The organism is Aquimarina sediminis (assembly GCF_002895435.1).
Classification (GTDB): Bacteria; Bacteroidota; Bacteroidia; order Flavobacteriales; family Flavobacteriaceae; genus Aquimarina; species Aquimarina sediminis.
This window is the reverse complement of the sequence record NZ_POYJ01000003.1, coordinates 271,821-297,357: the sequence shown is the minus strand read 5'-3', so window position 1 is coordinate 297,357 and position 25,537 is coordinate 271,821. Positions and strand designations below refer to the sequence as shown.

General features: G+C 32.2%; 16 protein-coding genes. 6 read left to right on the top strand and 10 right to left on the bottom strand.

The features are described 5' to 3' along the window. A complete protein-coding gene (locus C1X07_RS09890; RefSeq protein WP_103069850.1) occupies positions 1-2,136 on the bottom strand; it encodes a carboxy terminal-processing peptidase in 2,136 nt (711 codons plus the stop codon). 261 nt (positions 2,137-2,397) lie between these two features. Here C1X07_RS09890 and surE point away from each other — a divergent pair, with 261 nt between their 5' ends. From surE to lpxB, 3 genes are all read left to right on the top strand, one after another. Further along, positions 2,398-3,180, top strand: coding sequence for a 5'/3'-nucleotidase SurE (surE, locus tag C1X07_RS09885; protein WP_103070006.1), 783 nt, complete (start codon positions 2,398-2,400; stop codon positions 3,178-3,180). After that, entirely contained in the window at positions 3,173-3,469 is a 297-nt protein-coding gene (locus C1X07_RS09880; RefSeq protein ID WP_103069849.1) for a hypothetical protein, read from the top strand. The genes surE and C1X07_RS09880 overlap by 8 nt, the downstream gene beginning before the upstream one ends. Before the next feature lie 80 nt (positions 3,470-3,549). Beyond that, positions 3,550-4,665, top strand: coding sequence for a lipid-A-disaccharide synthase (gene lpxB / locus C1X07_RS09875; protein WP_103069848.1), 1,116 nt, complete (start codon positions 3,550-3,552; stop codon positions 4,663-4,665). A gap of 4 nt (positions 4,666-4,669) precedes the next feature. On the opposite strand, the gene C1X07_RS09870 is transcribed toward lpxB, so the two are convergent. The 3 genes from C1X07_RS09870 to C1X07_RS09860 form a co-directional block, all read right to left on the bottom strand. After that, positions 4,670-6,826, bottom strand: a complete 2,157-nt coding sequence (locus C1X07_RS09870; protein WP_164914135.1) for a hybrid sensor histidine kinase/response regulator — start codon at positions 6,824-6,826, stop codon at positions 4,670-4,672. 379 nt (positions 6,827-7,205) lie between these two features. Continuing rightward, entirely contained in the window at positions 7,206-9,422 is a 2,217-nt protein-coding gene (locus tag C1X07_RS09865; RefSeq protein WP_103069846.1) for a response regulator, read from the bottom strand. 390 nt (positions 9,423-9,812) lie between these two features. After that, positions 9,813-12,023 (bottom strand): response regulator, encoded by a 2,211-nt coding sequence (locus tag C1X07_RS09860; protein WP_164914134.1) that lies wholly within the window; start codon positions 12,021-12,023, stop codon positions 9,813-9,815. 225 nt (positions 12,024-12,248) lie between these two features. On the opposite strand from C1X07_RS09860, the gene C1X07_RS09855 reads away from it, so the two are divergent. Further along, on the top strand, positions 12,249-12,764 hold the full coding sequence (locus C1X07_RS09855) for a C40 family peptidase (protein ID WP_103069844.1): 516 nt from the start codon (positions 12,249-12,251) through the stop codon (positions 12,762-12,764). 168 nt (positions 12,765-12,932) lie between these two features. Next, positions 12,933-14,981, top strand: coding sequence for a ComEC/Rec2 family competence protein (locus C1X07_RS09850; protein WP_164914133.1), 2,049 nt, complete (start codon positions 12,933-12,935; stop codon positions 14,979-14,981). A gap of 11 nt (positions 14,982-14,992) precedes the next feature. Here C1X07_RS09850 and C1X07_RS09845 read toward each other — a convergent pair whose 3' ends face one another. From C1X07_RS09845 to C1X07_RS09820, 6 genes are all read right to left on the bottom strand, one after another. Continuing rightward, positions 14,993-16,264: a serine hydrolase domain-containing protein gene (locus C1X07_RS09845; RefSeq protein ID WP_103069842.1), complete on the bottom strand. Its 1,272-nt coding sequence runs from the start codon at positions 16,262-16,264 to the stop codon at positions 14,993-14,995. 247 nt (positions 16,265-16,511) lie between these two features. After that, positions 16,512-17,924 carry an amidohydrolase gene (locus C1X07_RS09840; protein ID WP_394335667.1) on the bottom strand — a complete coding sequence of 471 codons (1,413 nt, stop codon included), beginning with the start codon at positions 17,922-17,924 and terminating at the stop codon, positions 16,512-16,514. A gap of 172 nt (positions 17,925-18,096) precedes the next feature. Continuing rightward, entirely contained in the window at positions 18,097-18,636 is a 540-nt protein-coding gene (locus C1X07_RS09835; protein WP_103069840.1) for a thioredoxin family protein, read from the bottom strand. Between the two features lie 89 nt (positions 18,637-18,725). Next, on the bottom strand, positions 18,726-20,291 hold the full coding sequence (locus C1X07_RS09830) for a peptide MFS transporter (protein WP_103069839.1): 1,566 nt from the start codon (positions 20,289-20,291) through the stop codon (positions 18,726-18,728). Positions 20,292-20,300: 9 nt separating this feature from the next. Further along, positions 20,301-21,692, bottom strand: coding sequence for a peptide MFS transporter (locus tag C1X07_RS09825; RefSeq protein WP_103069838.1), 1,392 nt, complete (start codon positions 21,690-21,692; stop codon positions 20,301-20,303). Positions 21,693-21,705: 13 nt separating this feature from the next. Beyond that, the gene (locus tag C1X07_RS09820; protein ID WP_103069837.1) at positions 21,706-23,874 is read right to left on the bottom strand and encodes a S9 family peptidase; all 2,169 of its coding nucleotides are present in this window, start codon (positions 23,872-23,874) and stop codon (positions 21,706-21,708) included. Positions 23,875-24,220: 346 nt separating this feature from the next. Between C1X07_RS09820 and C1X07_RS09815 the strand changes: the two genes are divergently transcribed. Then, on the top strand, positions 24,221-25,537 hold the full coding sequence (locus C1X07_RS09815) for a hydroxymethylglutaryl-CoA reductase, degradative (protein WP_103069836.1): 1,317 nt from the start codon (positions 24,221-24,223) through the stop codon (positions 25,535-25,537).

Sequence of the window (25,537 nt, the reverse complement as noted above, 5' to 3'; positions counted from 1 at the left end):
TTAATTCTTTAGTGTAAGTGGATTTTTAGATCGTCGAATATTATTAATCTTTAAATCTTCAAGAACACTAATAGCCTCTTCTACATACACATCTTTGCTAAGGCTTGCATGCCATCTTTCTCTCTTTTCTTCCAAAATAGAATCTGCTTTCATCAATTCTTTTTCATAAGGCAAAGATTCAAAAGTTAAGTTTGTTTTATAATCGTTAATAGCTTCAAAACGTTCTGCTTGTTTCTCATTAAGAGCAATATTCAACTTATACTTACTATATTGTAAAGAGTACCTATTTATATCTCTCTTTTCCCTAACCCATTTTGCATTTTCATCAATCAATTTTAATTGATCATTTTTAGACATTCGATCTTTACTGTTATTAATAGTTTGGTCAAAATCAATATAACCATCCCAAAGCGAGTAATCCGCGGGAGCAATCTTATCCCAAGGCAATGGATTTTCCTGATCTTTTTCACCAATATCAATATAACTATATCTATCTGGAACCACTACATCACTCTTTACTCCTTCTAACTGAGTTGATCCTCCATTAACTCTATAAAATTTTTGGGTCGTAAGTTTTAATGCTCCAAGATCTCCAAAATCATTACTTCTCATCCATCTGTTTAGATCCATTACATTTTGCACAGTCCCTTTACCATAAGTCTGCTTACTTCCTATAATAATTGCTCTTTTATAATCCTGCATTGCAGCTGCCAGAATTTCTGAAGCCGAGGCTGATAATTCATTAACCAAAATGACTAAAGGACCATCCCAAAGGATATTTCTATCTTTATCACTTAAAACCTCTGGAGATTCTCCCTTTGTTCTTACCTGAACAATTGGTCCTTTTTCAATAAATAATCCTGCAATATCTACTACAGTTTGCAAAGACCCTCCTCCATTATCACGTAAATCTATTACCAAACCATCCATATCTTCTTCTTTCAAGCGGATAATCTCTTGCTTTACATCTTTTGCAGCATTACGCTGATTGTAATCTTGCATATTGAAATAAAATTTTGGAAGATTAACTATTCCAAAAGTTTTATCATTCTTTTTAACAACGGATGATTTTGCATAGGTTTCTTCAAGCTCAACTACATCTCTAACAATATCAATTACTTCGGTAGTACCATCTACTTTTTTTACGGTTAGCGACACTTTAGTTCCTTTTGGACCTTTTATTAAGCTTACAGCATCATCAAGGCGCATCCCAACAACACTTACCGGTTCATCTTCATCTTCTTGTTTTACCTTCATTATAAAATCCCCAACCTCAACTTTGTTTCCTCTCCAGGCTGGACCACCAGAAATAATCTCTACAATTTTTACATTATCATTTTTCTTCTGTAGCCTTGCACCTATTCCTTCTAATTTTCCTGACATTGCGATATCAAACCTATCTTTATCCTGAGGAGCAAAATAATAAGTATGAGGATCAAACTCTTCTACAATAGAGTTGATGTAAATAGAAAACCAGTCTTTACGTTCTAAATCATCGGCAAATTCAAAATACTCTTTTAAAGAAGTTTTGGTAATTTCTCGTGCTTCTCCTTCAAGAATGATTGAGGTTTTACGCTTATACTCACTGTTTTTAGTAATAGAATCTATTTGTTCTTCTACCTTATCATAGTAGCTGGACAATGCATTAAATTTTAATTGTAGCCTCCATCTATCCTTCATTTCCTTTTTATTCTCTACGTAAGGTAATTCTTCATAATCAGTATCAATACTTTCATCTTTTTCAAAATTGAAAGGTTTTTCCAAAATTTCCTTATGCAACACTCTTGCTTGTGCCATTCTTTGTTGCAAGCGGTTATACGTTAAATTAAAAAAAGTGATTTCTTTATTTCTGATTTCGTCATCAATCAGTTTTTCATAGTTCTTGAATTCTTCTATATCACTTTTATAAAAGTAACGTTTTAGAGGATCCAAAGCATCAATATAATCGGAGAAGACTTCCTTAGAAAAATCATCATCTATATCCTTCGCATCATAATGTCCTTTTCCTAAGACATAACTTATTAAATCTATTAATAATTTATCTTTATCCGGATCATTTTCAACTTTAGTAGTAAAACTGCAAGAAGCTGCCGAAACGATCACGGTAAGCATCAAAACCAAAAAACTCTTTTTCATACGCTCATTTAATTTAGGGGATTCAGGGCAAATTACATTAAAAATCGTGCCAATAACAGGTAATATTACTAAATTTTTCTTAAATGAACTAATAATATTTATGACTCATGGGTGGTTAAAAAATTCATTTAACAGTATTTATTGTTTTGTAATAGTAAAATAAAACTATAATAGTAGTTATTTTGGTTAACGATGCTTTTTTTTTACGATGTCCATTTGGCGCAAAAAAAGTGTATTTTTACAATCGAAAAATTAAAAGCTATGGCACATACAAAACCACTAATTTTGGTCACAAATGATGATGGGATTACTGCACCGGGAATACGAGCATTAATTGATGTTATGAATAAAATTGGTGATGTGGTAGTGGTTGCTCCTGATAGTCCACAAAGTGGAATGGGACATGCTATTACTATAAACAGCACTTTGTATTGTGATCCAGTTATCATTAGAAAAGATTCTCCTCAAAAAGAATACAGTTGTTCTGGAACCCCTGTAGATTGTGTAAAAATGGCATCTCGTCAAATTCTAGAAAGAAAACCTGATCTATGCGTTAGTGGCATTAATCATGGATCCAATTCTGCTATTAATGTAATTTATTCTGGAACAATGAGTGCTGCCGTTGAAGCTGGTATTGAAGGAATTCCGGCTATAGGATTTTCATTACTCGATTATGCTATGGATGCTAATTTTGAACCTTCTAAAAAACACATAAAAACTATTGTTGAAAATGTTCTTAAGAATGGCTTACCCAAAGGTGTTGTACTTAATGTTAATATTCCTAAAATATCAGAAGAGGAGATAAAAGGTATAAGAATATGTCGCCAAGCTAATGCGCATTGGGTAGAGGAGTTTGACAAAAGAACCAACCCCATGGGAAGGGAGTATTATTGGCTCTCTGGAAAATTTGTTAATGAAGACAAGGGAGAAGACACAGATGAATGGGCTCTACATAATGGCTATATTTCTGTGGTTCCTACTCAATTTGATCTTACTGCTCATCATTTTATTCAAGAACTTAATAATTGGTCATTACATGATTAAGAAAGATATTTTTATTGGTTTTTTAACAGGTTTGCTTACAAATGGCTTAGGCTTTATTGTTTGTATATTTATTTTTTCTGTTTTAAGCCCTCAGCAATTAACATTTACTGAAACTTTTGAATCATCTATCACTAATGATTCGATTGGAAGTATGATTGTGTTAGGAGCAATTCCTAATTTGATTATTTTCTTCCTTTTTTTAAGAAAAAATGATATCTACAAGGCACGAGGTGTACTTCTTGCCACACTTATTGCTGCTATTTGTATTGCAATTAGTAAATTTGGATAAAATTTTAAAAATCTAACAAATCAATCGTTTTATTTTTAAATTTTGGTATCTCAAAGATCTATAAAACAATAAAATAATTCATGAAATACTACCTTATTGCAGGAGAAGCATCTGGTGACTTACACGGTGCTAATCTCATGAAATCCATTCTTAAAGAAGATCCTCAGGCAGAATTTAGGTTCTGGGGTGGTGATCTGATGCAAGCTGTTGGTGGGTCGATGGTAAAACACTATAGGGATTTAGCTTTTATGGGGTTTGTAGAGGTTATACTAAATCTATTTACTATTTTAAAGAATCTAAAATTTTGTAAACAAGATATCAATAATTTCAACCCAGATGTAGTTATTTTTATTGATTATCCAGGGTTTAATCTACGAATTGCAGAATGGGCAAAGGATAAAGGGTTTAAAACCCATTACTATATTTCTCCTCAGATATGGGCATGGAAAGAAGGGCGAATAAAAAACATCAAACAAAGTGTTGATGCAATGTATGTTATACTTCCTTTTGAAAAATCTTTTTACGAAGACAAACATCAGTTTCCCGTTCATTTTGTAGGTCATCCATTAATTGACGCTATTGCTGACCACAAGCAGATTATGCCCGAAACTTTTAAAGCCATGCATAACTTAGATGATCGCCCTATTGTTGCTGTACTTCCTGGAAGTAGAAAACAAGAGATCCGTAAAATGTTGGAGGTTATGCTTTCTATAGTGGACGATTTTCCTGACCACCAATTTGTTATTGCGGGTGCCCCTAGCCAAGATGCTTCATTCTATGCGCCTTTTATTAAAAAGCAAGGAGTACATCTAATCATGAATAAAACTTATGATTTATTAAGTCTTAGTAATGCAGCTATAGTTACTTCGGGTACTGCTACTTTAGAGACTGCATTATTTAAAGTTCCTGAAGTAGTATGCTACAAAGGAAACTACATCTCTTATCAAATTGCAAAACGAATCATTAATTTGGATTACATTTCTTTGGTAAATTTGATTATGGATAAACAGGTAGTTACTGAATTAATACAAGGAGAATTCAATAAAAAAAGACTTAAAGAAGAACTCACCATAATAATTGATGATTACAAAAGAGCAGTTATGTTTTTGGATTATTATGATCTCGAAAAAAAGCTTGGAGGCAGTGGAGCAAATGATAAAACTGCTAAACTAATTGTAGAGTCTATAAAAGAGTAGTTTCTTAATTATTACTATCATAACAACTTAGTATTGTCTTATACAATAATTCTGGATCTACAGGTTTAGGGAGTACAGTAAACATTCCTACTTGATTAAATTTATCTTTGTTTAATTTCTCTGATATTGCGGTTAATGCAACTACTGTTATTTCTTTATCAAATTGTCTTATCCATTTTGTTGCTTCAAATCCATCCATTTTTGGCATCATAATATCCATTAGAACCATTGAATACTTTTTCTTTTTGACCATATCAACAGCCTCTTCTCCATCGTTTGCACAATCACATCGAAAGCCATAATTAGAGATTATCTTTTTTGTTATTAACTGATTCACTTTATTATCTTCTACAAGTAAAATATCTATCTTTTTCTCAAAAGTATTGAAGCCATTTTTAAAACCAACATTCCCACCATTTATTGATTTAGGAATCTCAAAATCTAATACGAACGAAACCGAAGTTCCTTCTCCCAGATTTGATTCTAGTATAATATCCCTTTCTTGTAGTGTAAGAATCCTCTTTACAATCGACAACCCCAATCCCGTACCACCATATTTTCTATTAATCTTAACAGACCCTTGACGAAAAGTATCAAAAGCCTTGTTTATCTGATCTTCAGACATACCAATACCAGTGTCCTTGATAGAGAATTTAATACTTGCATGTTGGTCGGTAAGTGACATTAATAAAACATTTATAAACACTTCTCCTTCTGTTGTGAATTTTAGAGCATTATCTAAGATATTAAGGAAGATTTGAGAAGTTTTAAGCACATCTCCTTTTAACTTATCGGGAATCTTATGATCAATTTCTTGATGAATCTTATTATTGTTTTTATTCATCATTGCTGAAGAGTTAATTAAATTGTTTAATAGTACTCTCAAATTAAACTCTTCGCTTTTTAATTCTAATTCTCCTTTCTCAAGATCATTTAATTGGATCACATTAGTAATCAAACCCAACAAATAATCACTCGAAAGATTAATCAATTTAATCTGATTCTCTTGATGTGATGTTAATTTTTCTTTTTGCAATAAAAACGTTGTTCCTTTTATCGTATTTAGAGGAGTAAGAAGTTCATGAGTTACCGAATCCAAAAATTCAGTTTTTGCTTTTAAGGCTTTATCTACTTTCCTATTAGCCTTTAAAAGTTTCCTATAATTTCTCTTTAGTATTTTATTTATTTTTGTTTTGTAGAAAGAATTTCTGTACTGAATTACACTTCCTAAAATCAATCCAGCAACAACAAATATTCCTAATAAAATAACATAACGGCTATTTTTTAATTGCTCTGCTTTTAACTCATTCTCTATTTTTATTCTTTTATTTTCCTCTTCTTTTATCTTTAGCTTATTCGCCAGATTAAAAGATGCACTAATAACTTTAGCTTGTTTAAAATTATCCTTATAATAATTATAAGCAGCTATTTCATAGTAATAAGCAGATTTTCTATTATCTCTAATTATCTCATAATACTTTGCTTTCACCCCATAATAAAAAGCCATAAAAGCAAAATTTTCTTTATTAAAAAACTCATCTTGTTCTACCTTTACAAAACATTCTTCGGCTTTTTTATACGCTTCTAAATGATAATAACTTTCTGCTAAGAATAAATTCAAATAAACCCTTCTTCCTTCTTTAGTTTGGGTTTCTTTAATTGATTCTAAAGAGGCTAAACTATGTTCAATTACATCTTCCCGCCTTTGCTCCATTCTACCAACAAAACTAAGATTGTAATAAGCATCAATAAGATCTTTTTTATCTCCAAATCTTTTTAATAATTCAAACGATTTAAGAAACTCTTCCTTACCTTCCCCAATCTTCTTAATATACTTACTACATCCCAAAAGTTCATAATAATAACCTAACTCTTTTTTATCATCAGTTTGATTAATCAACGAGATATATTCCTTCAAATACAGGTCACCTGCCAAAGTATCTCTTAACGTATTAATCAAAAAATCAATTTTATAACGATTAGCTAGTAATTTTAAATGAGGATCTCTAGCACCTTTTAGATAATCTTCTGCCAAATTCAAATAATACAATCTTTTTTGAGGATTAGGGTTTAAAGAAAAATCTGAATATTCTAATGATTTTTCCAGAATTCTAACAACACTATCTTTACTTACCTCATAATAAGATACTTGTGCAGACAAAGAAGTCACGATAAAACACTGGAAAAAGCAAACAATGTAGAGGGGCAATTTGAGCTTCATCTATAAAAGATTAATGAGTATCTATTTAAAAAGGTAGTAAATAATATTTTAAAATATGGTAATACCATATTTTAATCGATGAAAAACCATATTTTCATGCTGTATAAATACTTTTAGGTTTGGCTATAACATCTTTTTAAATCATCAAAGACGGAAGTTTTTATTATTTATTTACAATCATTAGATTTCTATTCAAAATTACTCTGACAGAATATTCTTTGCGCAAATCTTATAGAAAACGAATACATAGGAGATAAAACCTTAATCCTAAGTTAAGCAACTATTCTTTTCACCACAAAACACACAAAGCATCAAGCACTTAATCATCACTATCACAACAACTCATTATTGTCTTATACAATAATTCTGGATCCACGGGTTTAGGAAGCACTGTAAATATCCCAACTTCATTAAATTTATCTTTATTCATTTTTTCAGATATTGCGGTCAACGCTACCACGGGTATTCCTTTATCAAATCGTTTTATATATTTTGTTGCTTCAAATCCATCCATTTTAGGCATCATAATATCCATCAAAACCATTGAATATCTGTTTTTTTTAACCATATCCACGGCTTCTTTCCCATCATTAGCAGAATCACAATAAAAACCATAATTAGAAATTATTTTTTCTGTAATCAATTGATTCACTTTGTTATCTTCTACAAGCAAAACATTTATTTCTTGCGAAAATTCCTCAAAATTGTTTTTAGGAATAGCATTTTTTCCTTGTGCTAATTTCGGGATATCAAAATCTATCATAAACGAAACAGAAGTTCCTTTACCAGGTTTCGATTCTAAAACAATATCATTCTCTTGTAGTCTAAGAATTCTTTTTACGATCGACAGCCCCAATCCTGTACCTCCATATTTTCGATTAATCTTAACCGATCCCTGATGAAATGCTTCAAATGCTTTACGTATTTGCCTTTTTGACATACCAATACCCGTATCTCGAATAGAAAACTTTATTTTCACTTTATGATCAATTACCGAGACCAATAAAACATCAATATAAACATCTCCATCTTTTGTAAATTTTAATGCGTTATCAAGTATATTTAAGAAGATTTGAGAAGTTTTAAGCACATCTCCCTTAATCTTACTAGGAATCTGACTATCTATTTCTCTGTGAACCTTATTATTATTAATATTCATTATTAATGAAGAGTCTATTAAATTGTTTAATAACACTCTTAGGTCAAATTCTTCTTTTCTTAATTTTGACTCTCCCTTCTCAAGATCATTTAACTGTATTACATCTGTGATTAAACTCAACAAATAATCACTTGACAGGTTTATTAGCTTAATTTGGTTTTCTTGATGTGATGTTAATTTTTCTTTTTGAAGTAAAAAAGTTATTCCTTTTATTGTATTTAAAGGGGTTAGGAGTTCATGAGTCACTGAATCCAAAAATTCTGATTTGGCTTTTAAAGCTTTATCAACTTTTTTATTAGCCTTTATCAGTTTTTTATAATTCCTTTTTAATAACTTATTGATCTTTGTTTTATAAAAAGATGCCCGGTATTGAAGAATACTCATTAATACCAGTCCAACAATAACAAGTATACTAAGTAAAATAATATATCTACTATTTCTTAGTTGTTCGGCTTTTAATTCATTCTCTATTTTTATTCTTTTATTCTCTTCTTCTTTTAGATTCAACTGATTTGACAAGGCAAGATCGGTGCTTACTTCTTTTGTTCGTTGAAAATAATACTCCAGAAATTTCTTAGAGGATTGATTATAATAGTATGACGACTTCTTATAATCTCCTATTTTTTCGTAATACGATCCTTTTTGAGAAAATAATTTTCCCTCAAAGTATAATTCATTAAAATATACGGATACCTCTTTTTCAATTTCCGAGAAATAATACTCTACTTTATCAAACTCTTCTAAATTGATATAACATTCAATTAAGAACAGGTAAAGATTCCTTCTTCTGTCTTCTTTTTGTTTGGTTTTCTCTACTGCTTCTAATGATCTCAAAGCATGCTCAATAGCCTCATCCCACCTCTGTAGCCTAATGTACTCCAAACTTAGGTTATAGTTTATATCAATAACATCTCTATCCTTTCCATATTCACGTAATAACTGCTCACCTATGATATATGCTTGGTATCCTTCTTCTTTTTTTCCTTGTACAGATTTATGTACTCCTAGAGCCTCATAATACAACCCTAATTCCCTTTTATCTCCTACCTGTTCAATAATCTTAAGGTAATCAGCCAAATATCCTTCTATTTTTATTGTATCTCTACTGTTCAGAAAAAAATCGATTTTTTTTCTTTTGACTAACATTTTAATATAAAGATCAGGAGAGTTTTCTGCTAAACTTTCTGCAAGTTCTAAAAAATAAACACCTTCCTTATTTCCATCACTTGTTAATTTTGAAAAAGAATCTGAAGATTCCTTTAGGACTTTTCTTATACTATCAGAACTTATTTTACTATCAGAATTCTGTGCTTCCAAAAAGGCAATATTACAGTGCATTAGCAAACACATAATATATGGAAGCATCTTCAATTTCATCTATAAAGATTTAATAAGTATCTTACTATTAAGGTATTAAATAAAATTATCTTTTACTCTATTACCACAAATTAATCGATGAAAAACCGTAATTACATGCTGTACGAATACTTTGTACTAGGATAAAACATCTTATTTTGTCATTACAATCACCAAAAAAACATTTAGTAGTCTCTTAATCTTTTTTGAAAGATGTAGATAAAAATCTATTCTACAATACTTTTTTTTGCCCAAAAGTAAGAGTTATATCATTTTTCAAATCCTGAGATATTGACTTCCAAAAAAAAGCTTGATAAGAGTTTTTAGTCTTATTTCTAGAAGAAAAAACCAATACAACTAGAACAAGATTAGCCATTTTTTGAAGACGTAAGTAAAAACACCCATATAGTATTATTCTTTACAGCAATCTGCCAAAACTTCATATAGCTGTTCGGGAATTACTGGTTTCTGGAGAATTTTAAAAATCCCGACCTCATTAAATCGTTCTTTGTTTAATTTTTCTGATAATGCGGTTAATGCAACTATTGGTACTTCGGTATTAAACCCTCTTATGTTTTCTGTTGCTTCAAAACCATCCATTTTTGGCATCATAATATCCATTAAAATTATAGAATAATTTTGTTTTTTCACCATTGCCACTGCCTCTGTACCATCATATGCAGAATCGCAACAGAATCCATAATTAGAAATTATTTTTTTTGTTATTAATTGATTTACTTTATTGTCTTCTACCAATAAGATATTTACATTTTTCTTTAATGAATTAGAATCATTTGATTGATATGCGTTTTTCTCAGTTACGGGCTCTGGAACACCAAAATTTATTACGAACGAAACCGAGGTTCCTTCATTTGGTTTAGATTTTAAAACGATATCACTATCTAACAAATCTAACATCCTTTTTACTATAGATAACCCTAATCCCGTACCCCCATATTCTCTATTAATCTTTACTGATCCTTGATAAAAAGCTTCAAAAGCTTTATTAACCTGATCCTTTGTCATACCAACACCAGTATCTTTAACAGAAAATTCCACACTTGCATTGTTATCCGTTAAAGTAACTAATGACACTTCAATGTATATGCTTCCATTTTTGGTAAATTTGAGAGCATTTTCCAATATTTTAAGAAAGATTTTTGAGACCTTAAGCATGTCACTTATCAACAAATCGGGGATTGTGTTATCGATTTTTCTATAAATTTTGTTGTTATTATCTTTCACCATTAATGATGAATCAATTAAATTGTTTAGTAGTGATTTTAAGTTAAATTGTTCTTTTTTTAACTCTATAGCTCCCTTCTCCAAATCGTTCAAATGAATTGTATCTTTAATCAAGTTCAACAAAGTATCTGTTGACAAATTAATCAATTGCATTTGATCCATTTGATGCACCGACAACTCTTCTTTTTTCATTAAAAAGGTCGTTCCTTTTATAGTGTTTAATGGAGTAAGAAGCTCATGAGTTACAGAGTCCAAAAATTCTGATTTGGCTTTTAATGCTTTATCTACTTTCTTGTTTGCTTTAATAAGCTTTTTATAATTCTTCTTTAACAGCTTATTCATCTTTGTTTTATAAAAAGATACTCTGTATTGAAGAATACTCATCAAAACTAATCCCAAAATAACCAACGTTCCAAATAAAATAATAAAACGGCTATTTCTTAACTGCTCCGCTTTTAATTCATTTTCAATTTTGATTCTTTCATTCTCTTCTTTCTGAAGGCTCAATTCATTGGACAAAACAAGAGAGGTACTTACTTCTTTAGTTCTTTTATTATGGTACTCATAGAAACTATTTGAAGATTGACTGTAAAAGAACGCTGCTTTTTTATAATTACTTGTTTTTTCATAAAAATTACCTTCTGCAAATAATAATCTCCCTTTAAAGTGAGGATCATTAGCGTATAGAGAATCTCCATTTTTAATGTTCGCAAAACATTCCTCTGCCTTCTCAAATTGATTCAGATTAATATAATCTTCAGCTAAGTACAAGTATAAGTTATTACTTCTATTCTGTTTAATCCCTGTTTTTTCTATTGCATTCAAAGATTTGATACCATGTTTTAACGAAGCTTCCCATTTTTTCTTCTTGAGATAACCTAGGCATAGATTATAATTTACATCGATTACATCCTCTACTTCTCCATATTTACTCAATAACTGTTCTGCGATGAGTGCTGCCAAATGTGCTTCTTTCCTCTTCCCCAATGCCGAATTATAGACTCCAACATCTTCATAATACAACCCTAATTGCCTTTTATCTCCTATCTTTTTAATAATATCTAGATTTCTCGATAGATATTTTTTAATAGTTATTGTATCATCATTATTAAACAAAAAAGATATCCTTTCTCTATTAACCAAAACTGTAGTGTAAGGATCATTTAGCCTCTCTGCTAAATTTTCGGCAAGCTCCAAAAGGTAAATTCCTTTTTCTGTTCCTTCTTCTGTTAATTTTGAAAAAGAGGCAATTGATTCTTCTAAAATCTTCTCTATACTATCACGGTTCACTCTATTATCTGAAACTTGTGCGTATAAATGAGTCATCAAAAAGTACAAGGAAAAACAAGCAATATGTAGGGACAATTTTAATTTCATTTGAAGAACATTAAACATTCTTCAATAAGATATTAAAGTGTATTGATTTTTAACACAAAACATTAATAAAATAAATCAAAAACACCACTTTATTGTGTTTATTATTTTTTTTTAACTAAAAACTAAGAAATTTCTCACACCTTCTTGTAACCCTATTCCCTATAAAGAATAAATCTTTTGAAAATGTTACATAAAAATTCGTACTTTGTTATAAACCCAAATCTAATGAAAAAAGTAGTTGCATTCCTTTTAATTACTATTGCACTAACATCTTGTGGAAGTTCGTCAAAAAATAAAGCAGTCATATCTTCAAAAACCAAAACTGCATATAAAGCCAAACCCACTAGAAATAAAAACAGTAAGAAAATCAAAAGTATAATAAACTATGCCAAGACTTTTAGTGGTACCCGCTATAAATTTGGAGGCACTACCAAAAGAGGAATGGACTGCTCTGGTTTAGTATACACCTCATTTAAGAAAGAAAACATTATTCTCCCCAGAACATCTAGAACTATGGCCACGCAAGGTCATGCTATCTCATTAAAAAAAGTAGCTGTAGGGGATCTTCTTTTCTTCAAAACTAACAAAAGAAAAAATGTCATCTCCCATGTTGGATTAGTTGTTGAAAATAAAGGAGTTGTCAAATTTATACACGCTTCGACATCAAAAGGAGTTGTGGTATCAAGTCTTAACGAAAAGTATTGGAATAAGTGTTTTGCCCATGCCAGAAGAATCTTATAGCATTCACACGAAACACTCTTTTCTTTGAGTTTTTTTATTTTAAATTCTGATCCTTCAATCCAAAATTTTTAAAATCCCGAAAAATGAAACCGGCATCTCTTATTATTGTGATATAAAAATATAGCTCCACCTATATTTTACAGATCAAAATGATAAAAAGTGCCCAACTTGAAACTGATTAATATCCCATTTGTTGCCATTTCCATTTCAACATTAACTGGCATCCTTTTAGGATATTACATTGATATACCACCAAAAACAATATTCTCATTGTTTTCTATTACTGTATGCCTACTCAGTTTTTTCTGGAAACAATCAAAAAAAGCATTCTCAAAAGGACACTTTTTTTCAATAGTAATGATCATTGTTTTTATCTCTTTTGGAGCTACTTTAGTTACAATTCACAACCCTAAGAGTTATTCAAACCACTATAGTAATTACATTGACACAAATAACCTCACAAACCATAAGGTAGGTATCCAGTTTTACATTAAAAAACGATTAAAATCTACTTCATATTACAATAAATACATTATTTCCATTAACTATATTGAAAATAAAGTTACGCAAGGAAGTATACTACTTCAGATTCCAAAAAAGAACTCATCGAACCTTTTGGACATAGGTAACACATACACCTCCTTTACTACTATACAACCCATTTCTAAACCCTTAAATCCAAATCAATTTGATTATGCAAAATATATGCGTACCAAAAACATATACCATAAGATTACTCTCCTACCAAATCAACTTGTTTATAACCATAAAATCGAACATTCTTTACTTAGCATTGCAGATCAGATTAGGAAAAATATCAATCAAAAGTTAGCAAAACACAGTATTCATCCAAGGGAATTATCGGTAATAAATGCGCTGCTTTTGGGGCAAAGGCAAGATATAGATCAAGAAACATTACATGAATATAGAGATGCAGGTGCTATTCATATTTTGGCAGTTTCAGGGCTTCATATTGGCATATTGTTACTTATTTTAAATTTTCTTCTAAAGCCATTAAACAGGTTCAAAAAATTTGGAAAACCTATCAAACTAGTTCTCTCCATCATATTCATTTGGTCATTTGCAATCATAGCAGGACTATCACCATCGGTACTAAGAGCCGCCACGATGTTTTCATTTCTTGCCATAGGAATACAAATCCGATCCAAAACGAGTATTTATAACTCATTATTCGTTTCTATTTTTATTTTGGTCTGTTTTAATCCATTGTTACTATTTTCACCTGGTTTTCAATTGAGCTATCTAGCAGTTTTTTCGATAGTGTGGATTCAACCAATTATAGCCAACCTATATCATCCAAGGTTCTACATTTCAAAAAAACTCTGGGATATATTTACCGTTACTTTGACTGCTCAACTAGGTCTATTGCCTCTTAGCCTATTCTACTTTCATCAATTTCCTATTCTGTTTTTTGTGTCTAACCTGATACTTCTTCCTTTTTTAGGAATACTTCTTGGACTTGGCATTTTGGTAATTATGCTAGCGTCTCTAAATATACTTCCTGATTGTATGGCAACTTTATTTGCTAATTGTATCGAGACAATGAATAATTTTATTCAATGGATCGCACAACAAGAAACATTTATCATCAGAGACATTCCTTTCTCCTGGGGCATGCTTATCATTTCTTATTTTACTATTATTGTTTCTGTTCTTCTAATTCAAAAATATGAACGAAAGAAGTTTTACCTGATGATATCCAACATATTAATTATTACCATAACACTTGTATACAATAAGCAGGCAATTTCTAACAAAGAAGAATTAGTTATATTTCATAATCAGCGCAATACAACTATTGGTGTTTTAGAAAAGCGGATTCTTAAGGTTTATAGCAAAAGTACAATTACAGCAAACACAAAAGGATATCTATTTGGTAATTACCTCATAAGCAACCAAGCCACTATAGACTCTACTTTTTTATTAAAAAATGTATATAAATATAAAGAACAAGTCATCTTCATCATTGACAGTTCTAGTATTTACAACATTCCGAAACTACAACCCGATATTGTTCTCTTATCTAATTCCCCAAAAATTCATTTAGAAAGAGTTATTGACAGTCTACAACCGACGCAAATTGTGGCTGACGCCAGTAACTACAAGACCTTTCTTGATCAATGGGAGATTAGTTGTAAAAAATACAATATTAGATTTTATCGTACTGATAAAATGGGTGCATTTTTTCTTAAATAGTATTTTCAAGTTTATAATAAAACTAAAGATTCTTTAGAGTATTCTCGATTAGGCGTACTTACTATTCTCTGAATCATGTTATGAATTGTTGGAATACAGTCTTTAGCTATTTTATTTTGACTATTGAAAAGTACACAAATCCCTAGATCTTCTTCTGGGTAAATTGCGATTTCACTTCTATAATTATTAACACTACCGCCGTGATGTACAACCCTGCTTGGTTCTCCGGTTTTGGTATCGGTAAAAGAATGAACACGCCATCCTAACCCATAAAAAGATTTTGAATACCCTGGCCATTTTTGATAATACTTTCTTCTTCCTCCAACCTGAATTATTGGCTCAAAAACATCACTCATTGTATTAGGCATCATTACCTCTGGATTATTACCCAATAAGAATTTCATCCATTTACCCATATCGGCGATACTTGCATTGATTCCTCCTGCGGCAATAGCATTATTGTAATATTTTTTATTAATACGCATAGGTTTCCATCCATGACGCATTCGTTTATGAGGTTGTGCAACATTATCTGATTTTTCTATAGCTTCATAACTAGCAGAAGCCGAAGTCATTTGTAATGGTTCAAATATTCTATCATGGATAACCTCTGTTAAAGATTGACCGGTAACCTGCTCTATTATTTTTCCACTTAGGGCAAAAACGGCATTTTGATAACTATATATATTACCCGGTTTCTCAATTGACCTAACATTTTTAAAACGCTCTGCAATTGTAGTTATTGGCAGTCCTGCTTCAACGAGGTTTGTAAAACTATGATAAGGCAAACCGGTTGTATGTGATAAAATATGAGACAGGGTTACGTTCTTTGTTTGTTCCTTACTAGACAAACGAAAATTAGGTACATAATCAACAACTTTATCTTCCCAGTTTATTAAGCCTTCTTCTACATGAATACCTGCTAATATGCCAGCAAAACCCTTGGAGACAGAACCTATTCTAAATATTGTTTCTTCATTAATAGTATCTTTTAATGCTACATTTCGATTACCATATCCTCCTAAGTAAATTACAGAATCACATTTTACAATAGCTACTGCAGCTCCTATAATTTGGTTTTGAAGAATTGCTTTATTAAAATAAGCTTGAATAGAGTCAGCTAGTCGTTGTTTATATTTATCAGGAAAATCAATTTCTGGAATCTGAGATAATTCAGCGATTTGCGATTGTTGTGATAATTTTGGTTGTTTTGTAGGTACAAAAGAAAATAGTAACGCAATAAACAACATAGTCGGGGTGGCTATGATAAGTATTTTTTTCATAAGTAGGTTTACAATTCAAAAAAGGAAAACGTAGCCTAAAGAAACAAGTACAATTATAGTAGGTCTTAAAACTGTACTATTCGTTTATAGGTTTATTTTCATTTTATGAATCCGATTTGGGTATTAAATTAGGTTCATATTGATATGTAACGTATACAATTCCAATTAATTGTATCTCATTCACAATTTATTCGCAAAAATTTATTTTGTAATCAATTTAAAAAAGGTTTAATGTACTAAAATCTTTTTAATTTGATCCGACAGGAATGGGTGGTGGCCCATCGGGTAAAATAGCTTTGTATTGATAGTCTCCTTTTCTCTCCAGAAATTCAGTTTTTACAGCTTGTACCAGTTTTTCATTTTCATACAAATCCACCATCGTCATTGACAATGCTTTTGAAGCTTGAATCATTCCTTTATGACCAATAGACATCCCTCCACATGCCACAACTGCCCATGAATGCCATGGCGTATCAATTGGGGCTGTAGTAACCCCAAGTCGAATCACAGGGACTAGCCAACTCACATCTCCTACATCTGTAGATCCTCCACCAGGATGTTCTTTTGTTTCTTCCAACGGATTTATCGTAGCATCCATTCCTTTTTTTGGCTTCCCCGTGGCTTCTTGGATGCCATGTGCAAATTCAAGTTCTTTTTCGGTATACGTTATATCGCCAAGATATTCGAGATTCTTTTGCATTGCTTCGCCTCCTGTTCTGTTTACCAGAATTTCGTGAAGCCCAGACACCAAACTAATTTTATAATCTACATCAGCCATAATTGCTGCTCCTTCTGCCATTTTTTCTACTCGTTTCCATACTTCTTCCATTCCTTCTCGTTTAGTATCCCGTACACGAACCCATATTTTAGAATAATCAGGCACTACATTGACTACATCGCCTCCATGTTGAATATGATAATGAATACGCACTGTTGGTTTTATATGCTCTCTTAAATAATTAATCCCCGTTGTATACAACTCAAGAGCATCTACCGCACTACGTCCGTTCCAGGGATCGGCAGAAGCATGTGCTGCTTGTCCATTAAATTCTACAATAAAATCTACAAGCGCAAGAGAACTTTGTACATCAGCTTTTGTTTCGGCACTAGGATGCCAATCCAAGCATACGTCCAGATCATTAAACAGCCCTTTTCTAGCCATAAACAGCTTACCAAAAAACTTCTCTTCTGCCGGGGTTCCGTAAAACTTGATTGTTCCTTTTAAATCTCCTTTGGCAATAAGGTCTTTTATGGCAACCGCGGCAGATAAGCTTGCTACCCCAAACAAGTTATGACCACAACCGTGACCTCCTGCCCCTTCTTCAAGAGGTTGTTTGACTGATTGTGCTTTTTGTGAAATTCCTGGTAAAGCATCAAACTCTCCCAAAATACCAATAACTGGTTTTCCACTACCATAGCTAGCAACAAAACCAGTAGGCATTTCTGCCACTCCCCTCTCTACGGTAAACCCTTGGGATTCTGCATAATCTGCTAATATCTTAGACGATTCTTTTTCTTCGAAAGCGGTTTCTGCAAGCGCCCATATCTGATCGCTCATAGCAATCATTTTTTCTTTCTGCTTCGCTACAGCCTCTAAAACTAATTTTTTATTTGTACTGATTTCTGTTTTGTTCTGTGCGGAAAGATAAAAGCACATCATCACAAAAATAAAAGGTAAACTAGATCGTATCATAATTACAAGAAGTTGTGTGCTCTCAAGATACTAAATAATTATAATTAATCTAAGGTTGTTAACCAATGCAATATATATCAAAAAAATTCCCTTTTGCCTTAAAAAACAAAAGGGAATTTATACAAAATAGTATTTATTTCTAATTTGTAAAGGTACTTACAAACGATTTCTCATATTTCTGCCAAGCCTCGCTAGTAGTTAATTTTTTATAATCGTTATTATAGATCATTTTAAGATATATCTCTAATTGCTGTGGTGTTTTATAACCAACTACAGGAGCAATCAAGTTTGCTTTTTCATCAAAAAACACCATACTTGGATATCCTGTTATTTTTAATGCGTTTGCAAAAAAGTGTTGACTATTTCTTCCTTTCCTATCAGGCTTATAATTCGGGTTTGTATAGGTAAAATCATTGTATTTCACCTCTTCTGTACCTTCTGCATTAAACTTTACAGCATAATAGTGCTTATTCACATAAGACACTACATCTTTGTTATGAAAAGTTCTTTTATCCAAAAGTTTACAAGGACCACACCAGTTTGTATATACATCCATAAATATCTTTTTGGGCTCTTTTTTTTGTGCCTCTAAAGCTTCATTCATTGACATCCATTGTATCTCTTGTGCTTGAGTATAACTACACAACACACATAAGAAAATTAAAAGTAGGTTTTTCATAACTATATTTTTTTAACTAGTCGGAAACAAAAATCATTCCTTATTAAAAATTTATTTGCCTTTGGGAGACAAGTAAAGTTACATAATATTTATCGTACTCCATGCATTAGCTTTTTTAATACAGGATTAAGCAATATCATTATTCCTCCTGCCGCAGCTGGCACAACTGTAAATATTAAGAAAAACGTAGTTAATGAATATTTTGCCGTAATACCATCGATCATTCCACCTAACTGACCTGCAGACCAATTACCAATAAAAATAGCTAGATACCATACCCCAAACATTAATCCAATTAATTTGGCAGGAACTAGTTTACTAACATAAGACAATCCTACCGGAGACAGAAATAATTCTCCAAGCGTATGAAATAAATAAGCAAAAATCAACCACATCATACTTACTTTTGCAGTTTCTGCACCTTGTGGGATCGAGATAGCACCAAATGCTAACAAAGCAAAACCAAAACCTAGGAGTATTAATCCCAGTCCAAATTTAACTGCAGCAGATGGATTATATTTACTCTCCCATAATTTAGAAAACATTGGTGCAAATGAGATAATGAACAATGAATTTAGAATACCAAACCATGATGCAGGAACCTCTGTAGTCTCAGCACTAAATTCGCGATATAATTTCCATATCACTATTGCCCAAATAATTGCAAAGCTAAATCCTAAAATAGTATTGGATAAAGATATTTTTTTGAACGTCTGCGCAAAAAGTTTATACAACACCCAGCTAATAATAAGTAATGGGACTATGGTAATCAGTGTGTCAATTATTTTAAAAATATTCGCAGCATTTCCGACCAGAACCCTATTGGTATATTTATTTGCAAAAATGGTCATAGAACCTCCTGCCTGTTCAAAAGCTGCCCAAAAAAACACGGTAAAGAACGCCAAAACTCCAACAACAATGTATCTATCCTTTTGCACCTTTGAACTTACTTTCACCTCTTCTACAACTTCTTCTACGGTATCTTCTACTATATCGTCTATATCATCAAGTTCATACTTCTTTTTTGGAGGTAACCCTACTTTATCAAGAATGCTTCTTCCAAACCAGAATTGAAGCATTCCTAAAAACATGAATATTCCTGCCAAACCGAAACCAAAACTCCAGCTAACCTTTTCTCCAATATACCCACAGAGCATTATTCCCAAAAAGGCACCAGCATTAACTCCCATATAGTAGATTGTATATGCTCCATCTTTCTTTTCTTCATTTTTAGCATACAATCCACTAACTATTGATGTTAAGTTTGGCTTAAACAACCCATTCCCTAATATCAAGCAAGCTAGTCCAATATATAGAAAGGTAGGAGTTTCTAGAGCCATCGAAGCGTGCCCTAAAGTCATTAATAATGCTCCAAATGCTACCGCTTTTCTATATCCTAAAAATTTATCTGCAATAAATCCTCCTAAGATTGGGGTAAGATAAACTAGTCCTGTATACCAACCATAAAGCTTTAGAGCATCTTCATTACTCCATGCCCAACCCCCATTTACAATCTCACTTGTTAAAAACAGCACAAAGAGTGCTCTCATCCCATAGTAAGAAAAACGTTCCCACATTTCTGTGAAGAAAACCATAAATAGAGCTGGTTTATGCCCTAGTAAACTGAATACTTTTGAATCATCTTGAGCTGTCATAGTGTAATTTTATGCGTTATCTGCTAATTCAAAACCTTCTGCCTCTTCATGTATATTTCCTTCTTTATCCTCTACACCATGTGTAAGGATTTCTAGTTTTTTTCTAAACACCATTACCAATAATCCAAAGACTACACAAAAAACTGCTATTCCTGTAAAAATAGTAAACTCACCAAGATCCTCTGCTGATTCACCTAGTAAGCCCGCTAACTTGTTTCCAAGACCTGTCATTGCAAAATATACTCCCATCATTAAAGCTCCATATTTAACAGGGGCTAATTTGGTGATAAAAGATAAGGCTACTGGAGATATACAAAGTTCTCCAATAGTATGAAACAAGTAAGCTAATACCAACCAATACATTGCTGAAGATCCATTAGCATTAAACTCCATAGAAGCCGCCGTCATAAAAAAGAATCCTGTACCCATAATAACGAGGCCAACAATCATTTTAAACAAAGAACTTGAAATTTTTCCTTTTAATTTTCTATTAGCCCAATATAATGCAACTGTTGTTCCCAAGAAAATTATAAACATTGCATTTAAAGATTGAAACCAAGAAGCAGGAACTTCCCATCCCATTAACATCCTATTTGTTTTTTCTTTTGCATAAATATTCATCAATCCCCCTGCTTGCTCAAAGGCTCCCCAAAAAACAATAACCAATAAAAAAGAAATAAGAAGTACTACTATCCTATCTTTTTCTATTTTAGTTAATGGTTTTTTCATTGCTTCTTTATCTTCTGCTTTGTCAGAAGTTCCTAAAAAATTACCCACATGGGCAAGATATTTTTGACCTAAAAGATACTGTAATAACCCCAAAGCCATTCCAATACCAGCAAGACCAAAACCATAGTGCCATCCATGTACTTCTCCTACATATCCAACGATCAAACTAGATAAAAATGCTCCAAGATTAATCCCTATATAAAAAATAGTAAATCCTTTATCTCTTCGTATATCTCCTTGCTTATACAAGCCTCCAACCATTGTCGATATATTTGGTTTTAGCATTCCTACTCCCGCAATAATTAAACCAAGACCAGTATACCATGCCCACATTTCTTCAATAGCTAAAATACTATGCCCTGCTACTAGCAAAAGCCCTCCTAAGAGTACTGATTTCTTTTGTCCTAAGAATTTATCTGCAATCCATCCACCAGGAATTGACGCCACATATACAAGCATCGTATACCAACCATACAGTGCCAAAGCTTCTCCTGAAGACCACCCTAAACCAGGATTTTCATCTACAGTCTTAGTAGTAAGGTATAACACAAAAAGTGCTCTCATACCATAGTATGAAAAACGTTCCCACATTTCTGTAAAAAATAAAATGTATAATCCCACGGGATGCCCAAAAAGCTCTTTTTGATGAGCTGCTTTAACTGTATTTGCCATTATGTTTAATTTATTATAAGTTGTTTTTAATGAAGTTCGTCATTTTGTTGTATAAATGTAATCTTGTATTACCACCATAGATTCCATGATTCTTATCTGGGTATATGGCCCAATCAAAATCTTTATTAGCCTGTACCAACGCTTCAACCAGCTGCATTGTATTTTGTACATGTACATTATCGTCTGCACTACCATGTACTAATAAGAATTTTCCTTTTAATCCATCTACAAAGTTAATAGGCGAATTATCATCATATCCTTTTGGATTCTCTTGTGGGGTGGTCAAATATCTCTCTGTATATATTGTATCATAAAACCTCCAACTGGTAACAGGAGCAACGGCTATAGCCATTTTAAATGTGTCTGGGGCTTTAAACAAACAATTACTAGACATAAAACCTCCATAACTCCATCCCCAAATACCGATACGAGAAGCATCAATATAGTCTAATGCTCCAAAATGTTTTGCCGCAGCTATCTGATCCTTTACTTCGAGGTTTCCTAGATCATTTTGTGTAGCTTTTTTAAACTTAGCTCCTTTTAAACCTGTTCCTTTTCCATCTACACACACAACGATATATCCTTGCTGTGCCAACATCATATACCAATAATCATTGGCGCTATGCCAAGAGTTTTTTACCGATTGAGATCCTGGTCCAGAATACTGATACATTAATAAAGGATACTTTTTACCTGGGTCAAAATCTTTTGGCTTAATCATCCACGTATTCAACGTATCTCCATTAATCTGAATTTCAGAAAATTCTTTCGACAATACATTATAGTTCTTTAACTTTTCTAATAATCCTTTGTTGTTTTTAATTTCGCGAACAACTTTTCCTGTCTTTCCATCATTAAGCGTATACTCATATGGAGTTGTAGCATTAGAAAAATAGTTAATATAAAAACTAAAGTCTGCACTAAACTCTGCATCATTAGTCCCTTCTTTTTGGCTTAATCGCTTTTTGTTTTTTCCATCCAAAGTAATGGTATAGATATCCCGATTGATACTTCCATTCTCTACACTTTGGTAACATATTTTTTTATTCTTTTTATCGAAGCCATAGTAATTTGTTACTTCCCAAGAACCTTTTGTAACCTGGTTAATCAATTCACCAGTTTCTTTATAATGATAGATATGATTATACCCATCCTTTTCACTAGTCCAGATAAAGCTATTATCATCTAAGAATGTAAGGTTATCTGTTATATCCACATAAGCTTCATCTTTTTCATTAAGTACCACTTTAGGCGTTTTTGTCTTGGCGTCTACAAAAATTAAATCCAGATTATTTTGGTGTCTGTTTAGTACTTGTACACTCAAAACATCTGGATTAGCAGTCCATTTAATTCTAGGGACATAAAAATCTTTATAATCTCCCAATTTGACCTCATCCAAAGCCATTTTAGCAATGTCTGCTACAAATAAGGAGACTTTTGCATTCTTCTCTCCTGCCTTGGGATATTTAAAAACATCTTGTTTTTGATATAAATCAGTACCATACACATCCATAGAAAACTCTGGTACTTCTGTTTCATCAAACCTCAAAAAAGCAATTTTGTTACTATCGGCACTCCAATCAAAAGCTCTAACAATAGAAAACTCTTCTTCATACACCCAATCCGTAATACCGTTGATGATTTCATTTTTCTTACCATCATCAGTTAATTGCACTTCTTGTCCTGTTGTCAGGTTGAGCATATAAATATTATTGTCTAAAACATAGGCTATTTTATTACCATCAGGAGAAAGTAAAGGGGATTGAATTTTTTTATCGCTTACCTTAAAGATACTTTTAGAAGGAACATCATAAATATGATAAATTCCTTTTGAAGATCGGCGATATATTTGTTCTAACTGACTAGAAAGTAAAATCCTGTTTTCATTTTCACTAAATGAATATCCTTGAAATGTAGATAAATCATTAAGAGAAGAACTAATTAATGTTCTTGCTTTTTTGCCAGTTTCATAAGTATAAATCTCTATATTAATAGCACCAGAAATAGCATCTTGCTCTATCACAGAATACTCATTTCCATTTTTCATAGAATGTAAAGATTGTAGCCCTTCCGTTCTAAAAGCTCCTCCCCAAATTTCTTTTAACGAAAGTTCTTTTACTTGTGCAGAAGCCACAAGTCCAATAAAAAGTGTAATTATAAAATACAATTTTGTAATTTTCATATCATAATTTTAGAGACTGCTGACGCAAATAATATTTAAAAAATCGGTGAAAAATACAACAATTGCTGTTAAATACCATAAAAACACAGGTGCATCCCTGTTTTTTTTTAACATATTATCAAAAAAATCAAAATTTGCCTATTTGAGGTATCACTTCTTAATCAATATACCAATACCTATTAAGAACATTAAAGAATAGTCATTTTTGATAAAACAGATCTTAAGCAATACTCCTTATTAAAAGAAATCAATAACACAAAAACAGTTTAGGCACATCAAAAACCGTTTAGCTATTCATATGACAAAACAGAATAGTATCTTTGACGCATTACAAATAAAAAATATAATGGCACCTGTAGTTTCTGGCTTCTCTAAACTCTCTAAAACCGACAAAATCAAATGGCTAGCAGAGCATCATTTTAATAATGATCAAAATGCAATAGACACTTTGGTAACCTACTGGAACTCTGATCATGGACTTCAACAGCTTCATGATGAATTTACCGAAAATACTATTTCCAACTACTACCTTCCTTTTTCGGTAGCTCCAAATTTTCTTATCAACGATAAGCGATATACACTACCCATGACTATCGAAGAAAGCTCTGTGGTAGCTGCAGCCAGCAAAGCTGCTAAATTCTGGCAAACTCGTGGTGGGTTTAAAGCAGAGGTTCTATCAACGATAAAAGTTGGTCAGGTTCATTTTACCTTTACAGGAAGTCCTAAAAAAGCACAACAATTCTTTTCTCTAATTAAGCCCGAACTATTTTCTTCTGTATCTCATATAACTGAAAATATGAAAAAGCGAGGAGGAGGAGTTATAGACATTGAACTTCGGGATAAAACTACAGAAATTGACAACTACTATCAACTGCATTGCACTTTTGAGACTGTAGACGCAATGGGAGCAAATTTCATCAATTCTTGTCTGGAACAATTTGCCAAAACAATACAATCAGAAGCAAAAAAACACAATGATTTTTCTAATACAGAAAAAGACATTGAGATCATTATGAGCATTCTTTCTAATTATGTGCCCCAATGTTTGGTAAAAGCCCATGTATCTTGCTCTATAAAAGACTTACCGCACACAAAGACACTTTCTTCAAGACAATATGCTGAAAAATTTGTAAGAGCAGTTCGTATAGCAGAAATAGAACCTTACCGAGCTGTTACGCACAATAAAGGTATTATGAATGGGATAGATGCAGTTGTATTGGCAACAGGAAACGACTTTAGAGCTATAGAAGCTGGAGCTCATGCATACGCCTCCCGAAATGGTAAATATGCCAGTCTCACTCATGCAGAAATCAAAGATGATACCTTTACGTTTTCTATCGAGCTTCCATTAGCTCTAGGAACTGTTGGAGGTTTAACATCTCTTCATCCTCTTGTAAAACTAGCATTACAACTGCTTGAAAGACCTAATGCCAGTAAACTAATGGAAATTACTGCCGTCGCAGGGCTTGCTCAAAACTTTGCAGCAATAAATTCGTTGATCACAACAGGAATTCAACAAGGACATATGAAAATGCACCTTATGAACATCCTAAACCAATTTAAAGCTACTGAAAGGGAAAAAGAACAACTTGTAAAATATTTTAAAACAAACGCGGTTACTCATAGCGAAGTAGTATCACAGATCGAAAAACTAAGAGGTTAA

Coding starts and splice junctions, on each gene's coding strand:
- C1X07_RS09890 (WP_103069850.1), bottom strand. CDS start 2,136: ATGAAAAAGAGTTTTTTGGTTTTGATGCTTACCGTGATCGTTTCGGCA.
- surE (WP_103070006.1), top strand. CDS start 2,398: ATGGCACATACAAAACCACTAATTTTGGTCACAAATGATGATGGGATT.
- C1X07_RS09880 (WP_103069849.1), top strand. CDS start 3,173: ATGATTAAGAAAGATATTTTTATTGGTTTTTTAACAGGTTTGCTTACA.
- lpxB (WP_103069848.1), top strand. CDS start 3,550: ATGAAATACTACCTTATTGCAGGAGAAGCATCTGGTGACTTACACGGT.
- C1X07_RS09865 (WP_103069846.1), bottom strand. CDS start 9,422: ATGAAATTGAAGATGCTTCCATATATTATGTGTTTGCTAATGCACTGT.
- C1X07_RS09860 (WP_164914134.1), bottom strand. CDS start 12,023: ATGAAATTAAAATTGTCCCTACATATTGCTTGTTTTTCCTTGTACTTT.
- C1X07_RS09855 (WP_103069844.1), top strand. CDS start 12,249: ATGAAAAAAGTAGTTGCATTCCTTTTAATTACTATTGCACTAACATCT.
- C1X07_RS09845 (WP_103069842.1), bottom strand. CDS start 16,264: ATGAAAAAAATACTTATCATAGCCACCCCGACTATGTTGTTTATTGCG.
- C1X07_RS09840 (WP_394335667.1), bottom strand. CDS start 17,924: ATGATGTGCTTTTATCTTTCCGCACAGAACAAAACAGAAATCAGTACA.
- C1X07_RS09835 (WP_103069840.1), bottom strand. CDS start 18,636: ATGAAAAACCTACTTTTAATTTTCTTATGTGTGTTGTGTAGTTATACT.
- C1X07_RS09830 (WP_103069839.1), bottom strand. CDS start 20,291: ATGACAGCTCAAGATGATTCAAAAGTATTCAGTTTACTAGGGCATAAA.
- C1X07_RS09825 (WP_103069838.1), bottom strand. CDS start 21,692: ATGGCAAATACAGTTAAAGCAGCTCATCAAAAAGAGCTTTTTGGGCAT.
- C1X07_RS09820 (WP_103069837.1), bottom strand. CDS start 23,874: ATGAAAATTACAAAATTGTATTTTATAATTACACTTTTTATTGGACTT.
- C1X07_RS09815 (WP_103069836.1), top strand. CDS start 24,221: ATGGCACCTGTAGTTTCTGGCTTCTCTAAACTCTCTAAAACCGACAAA.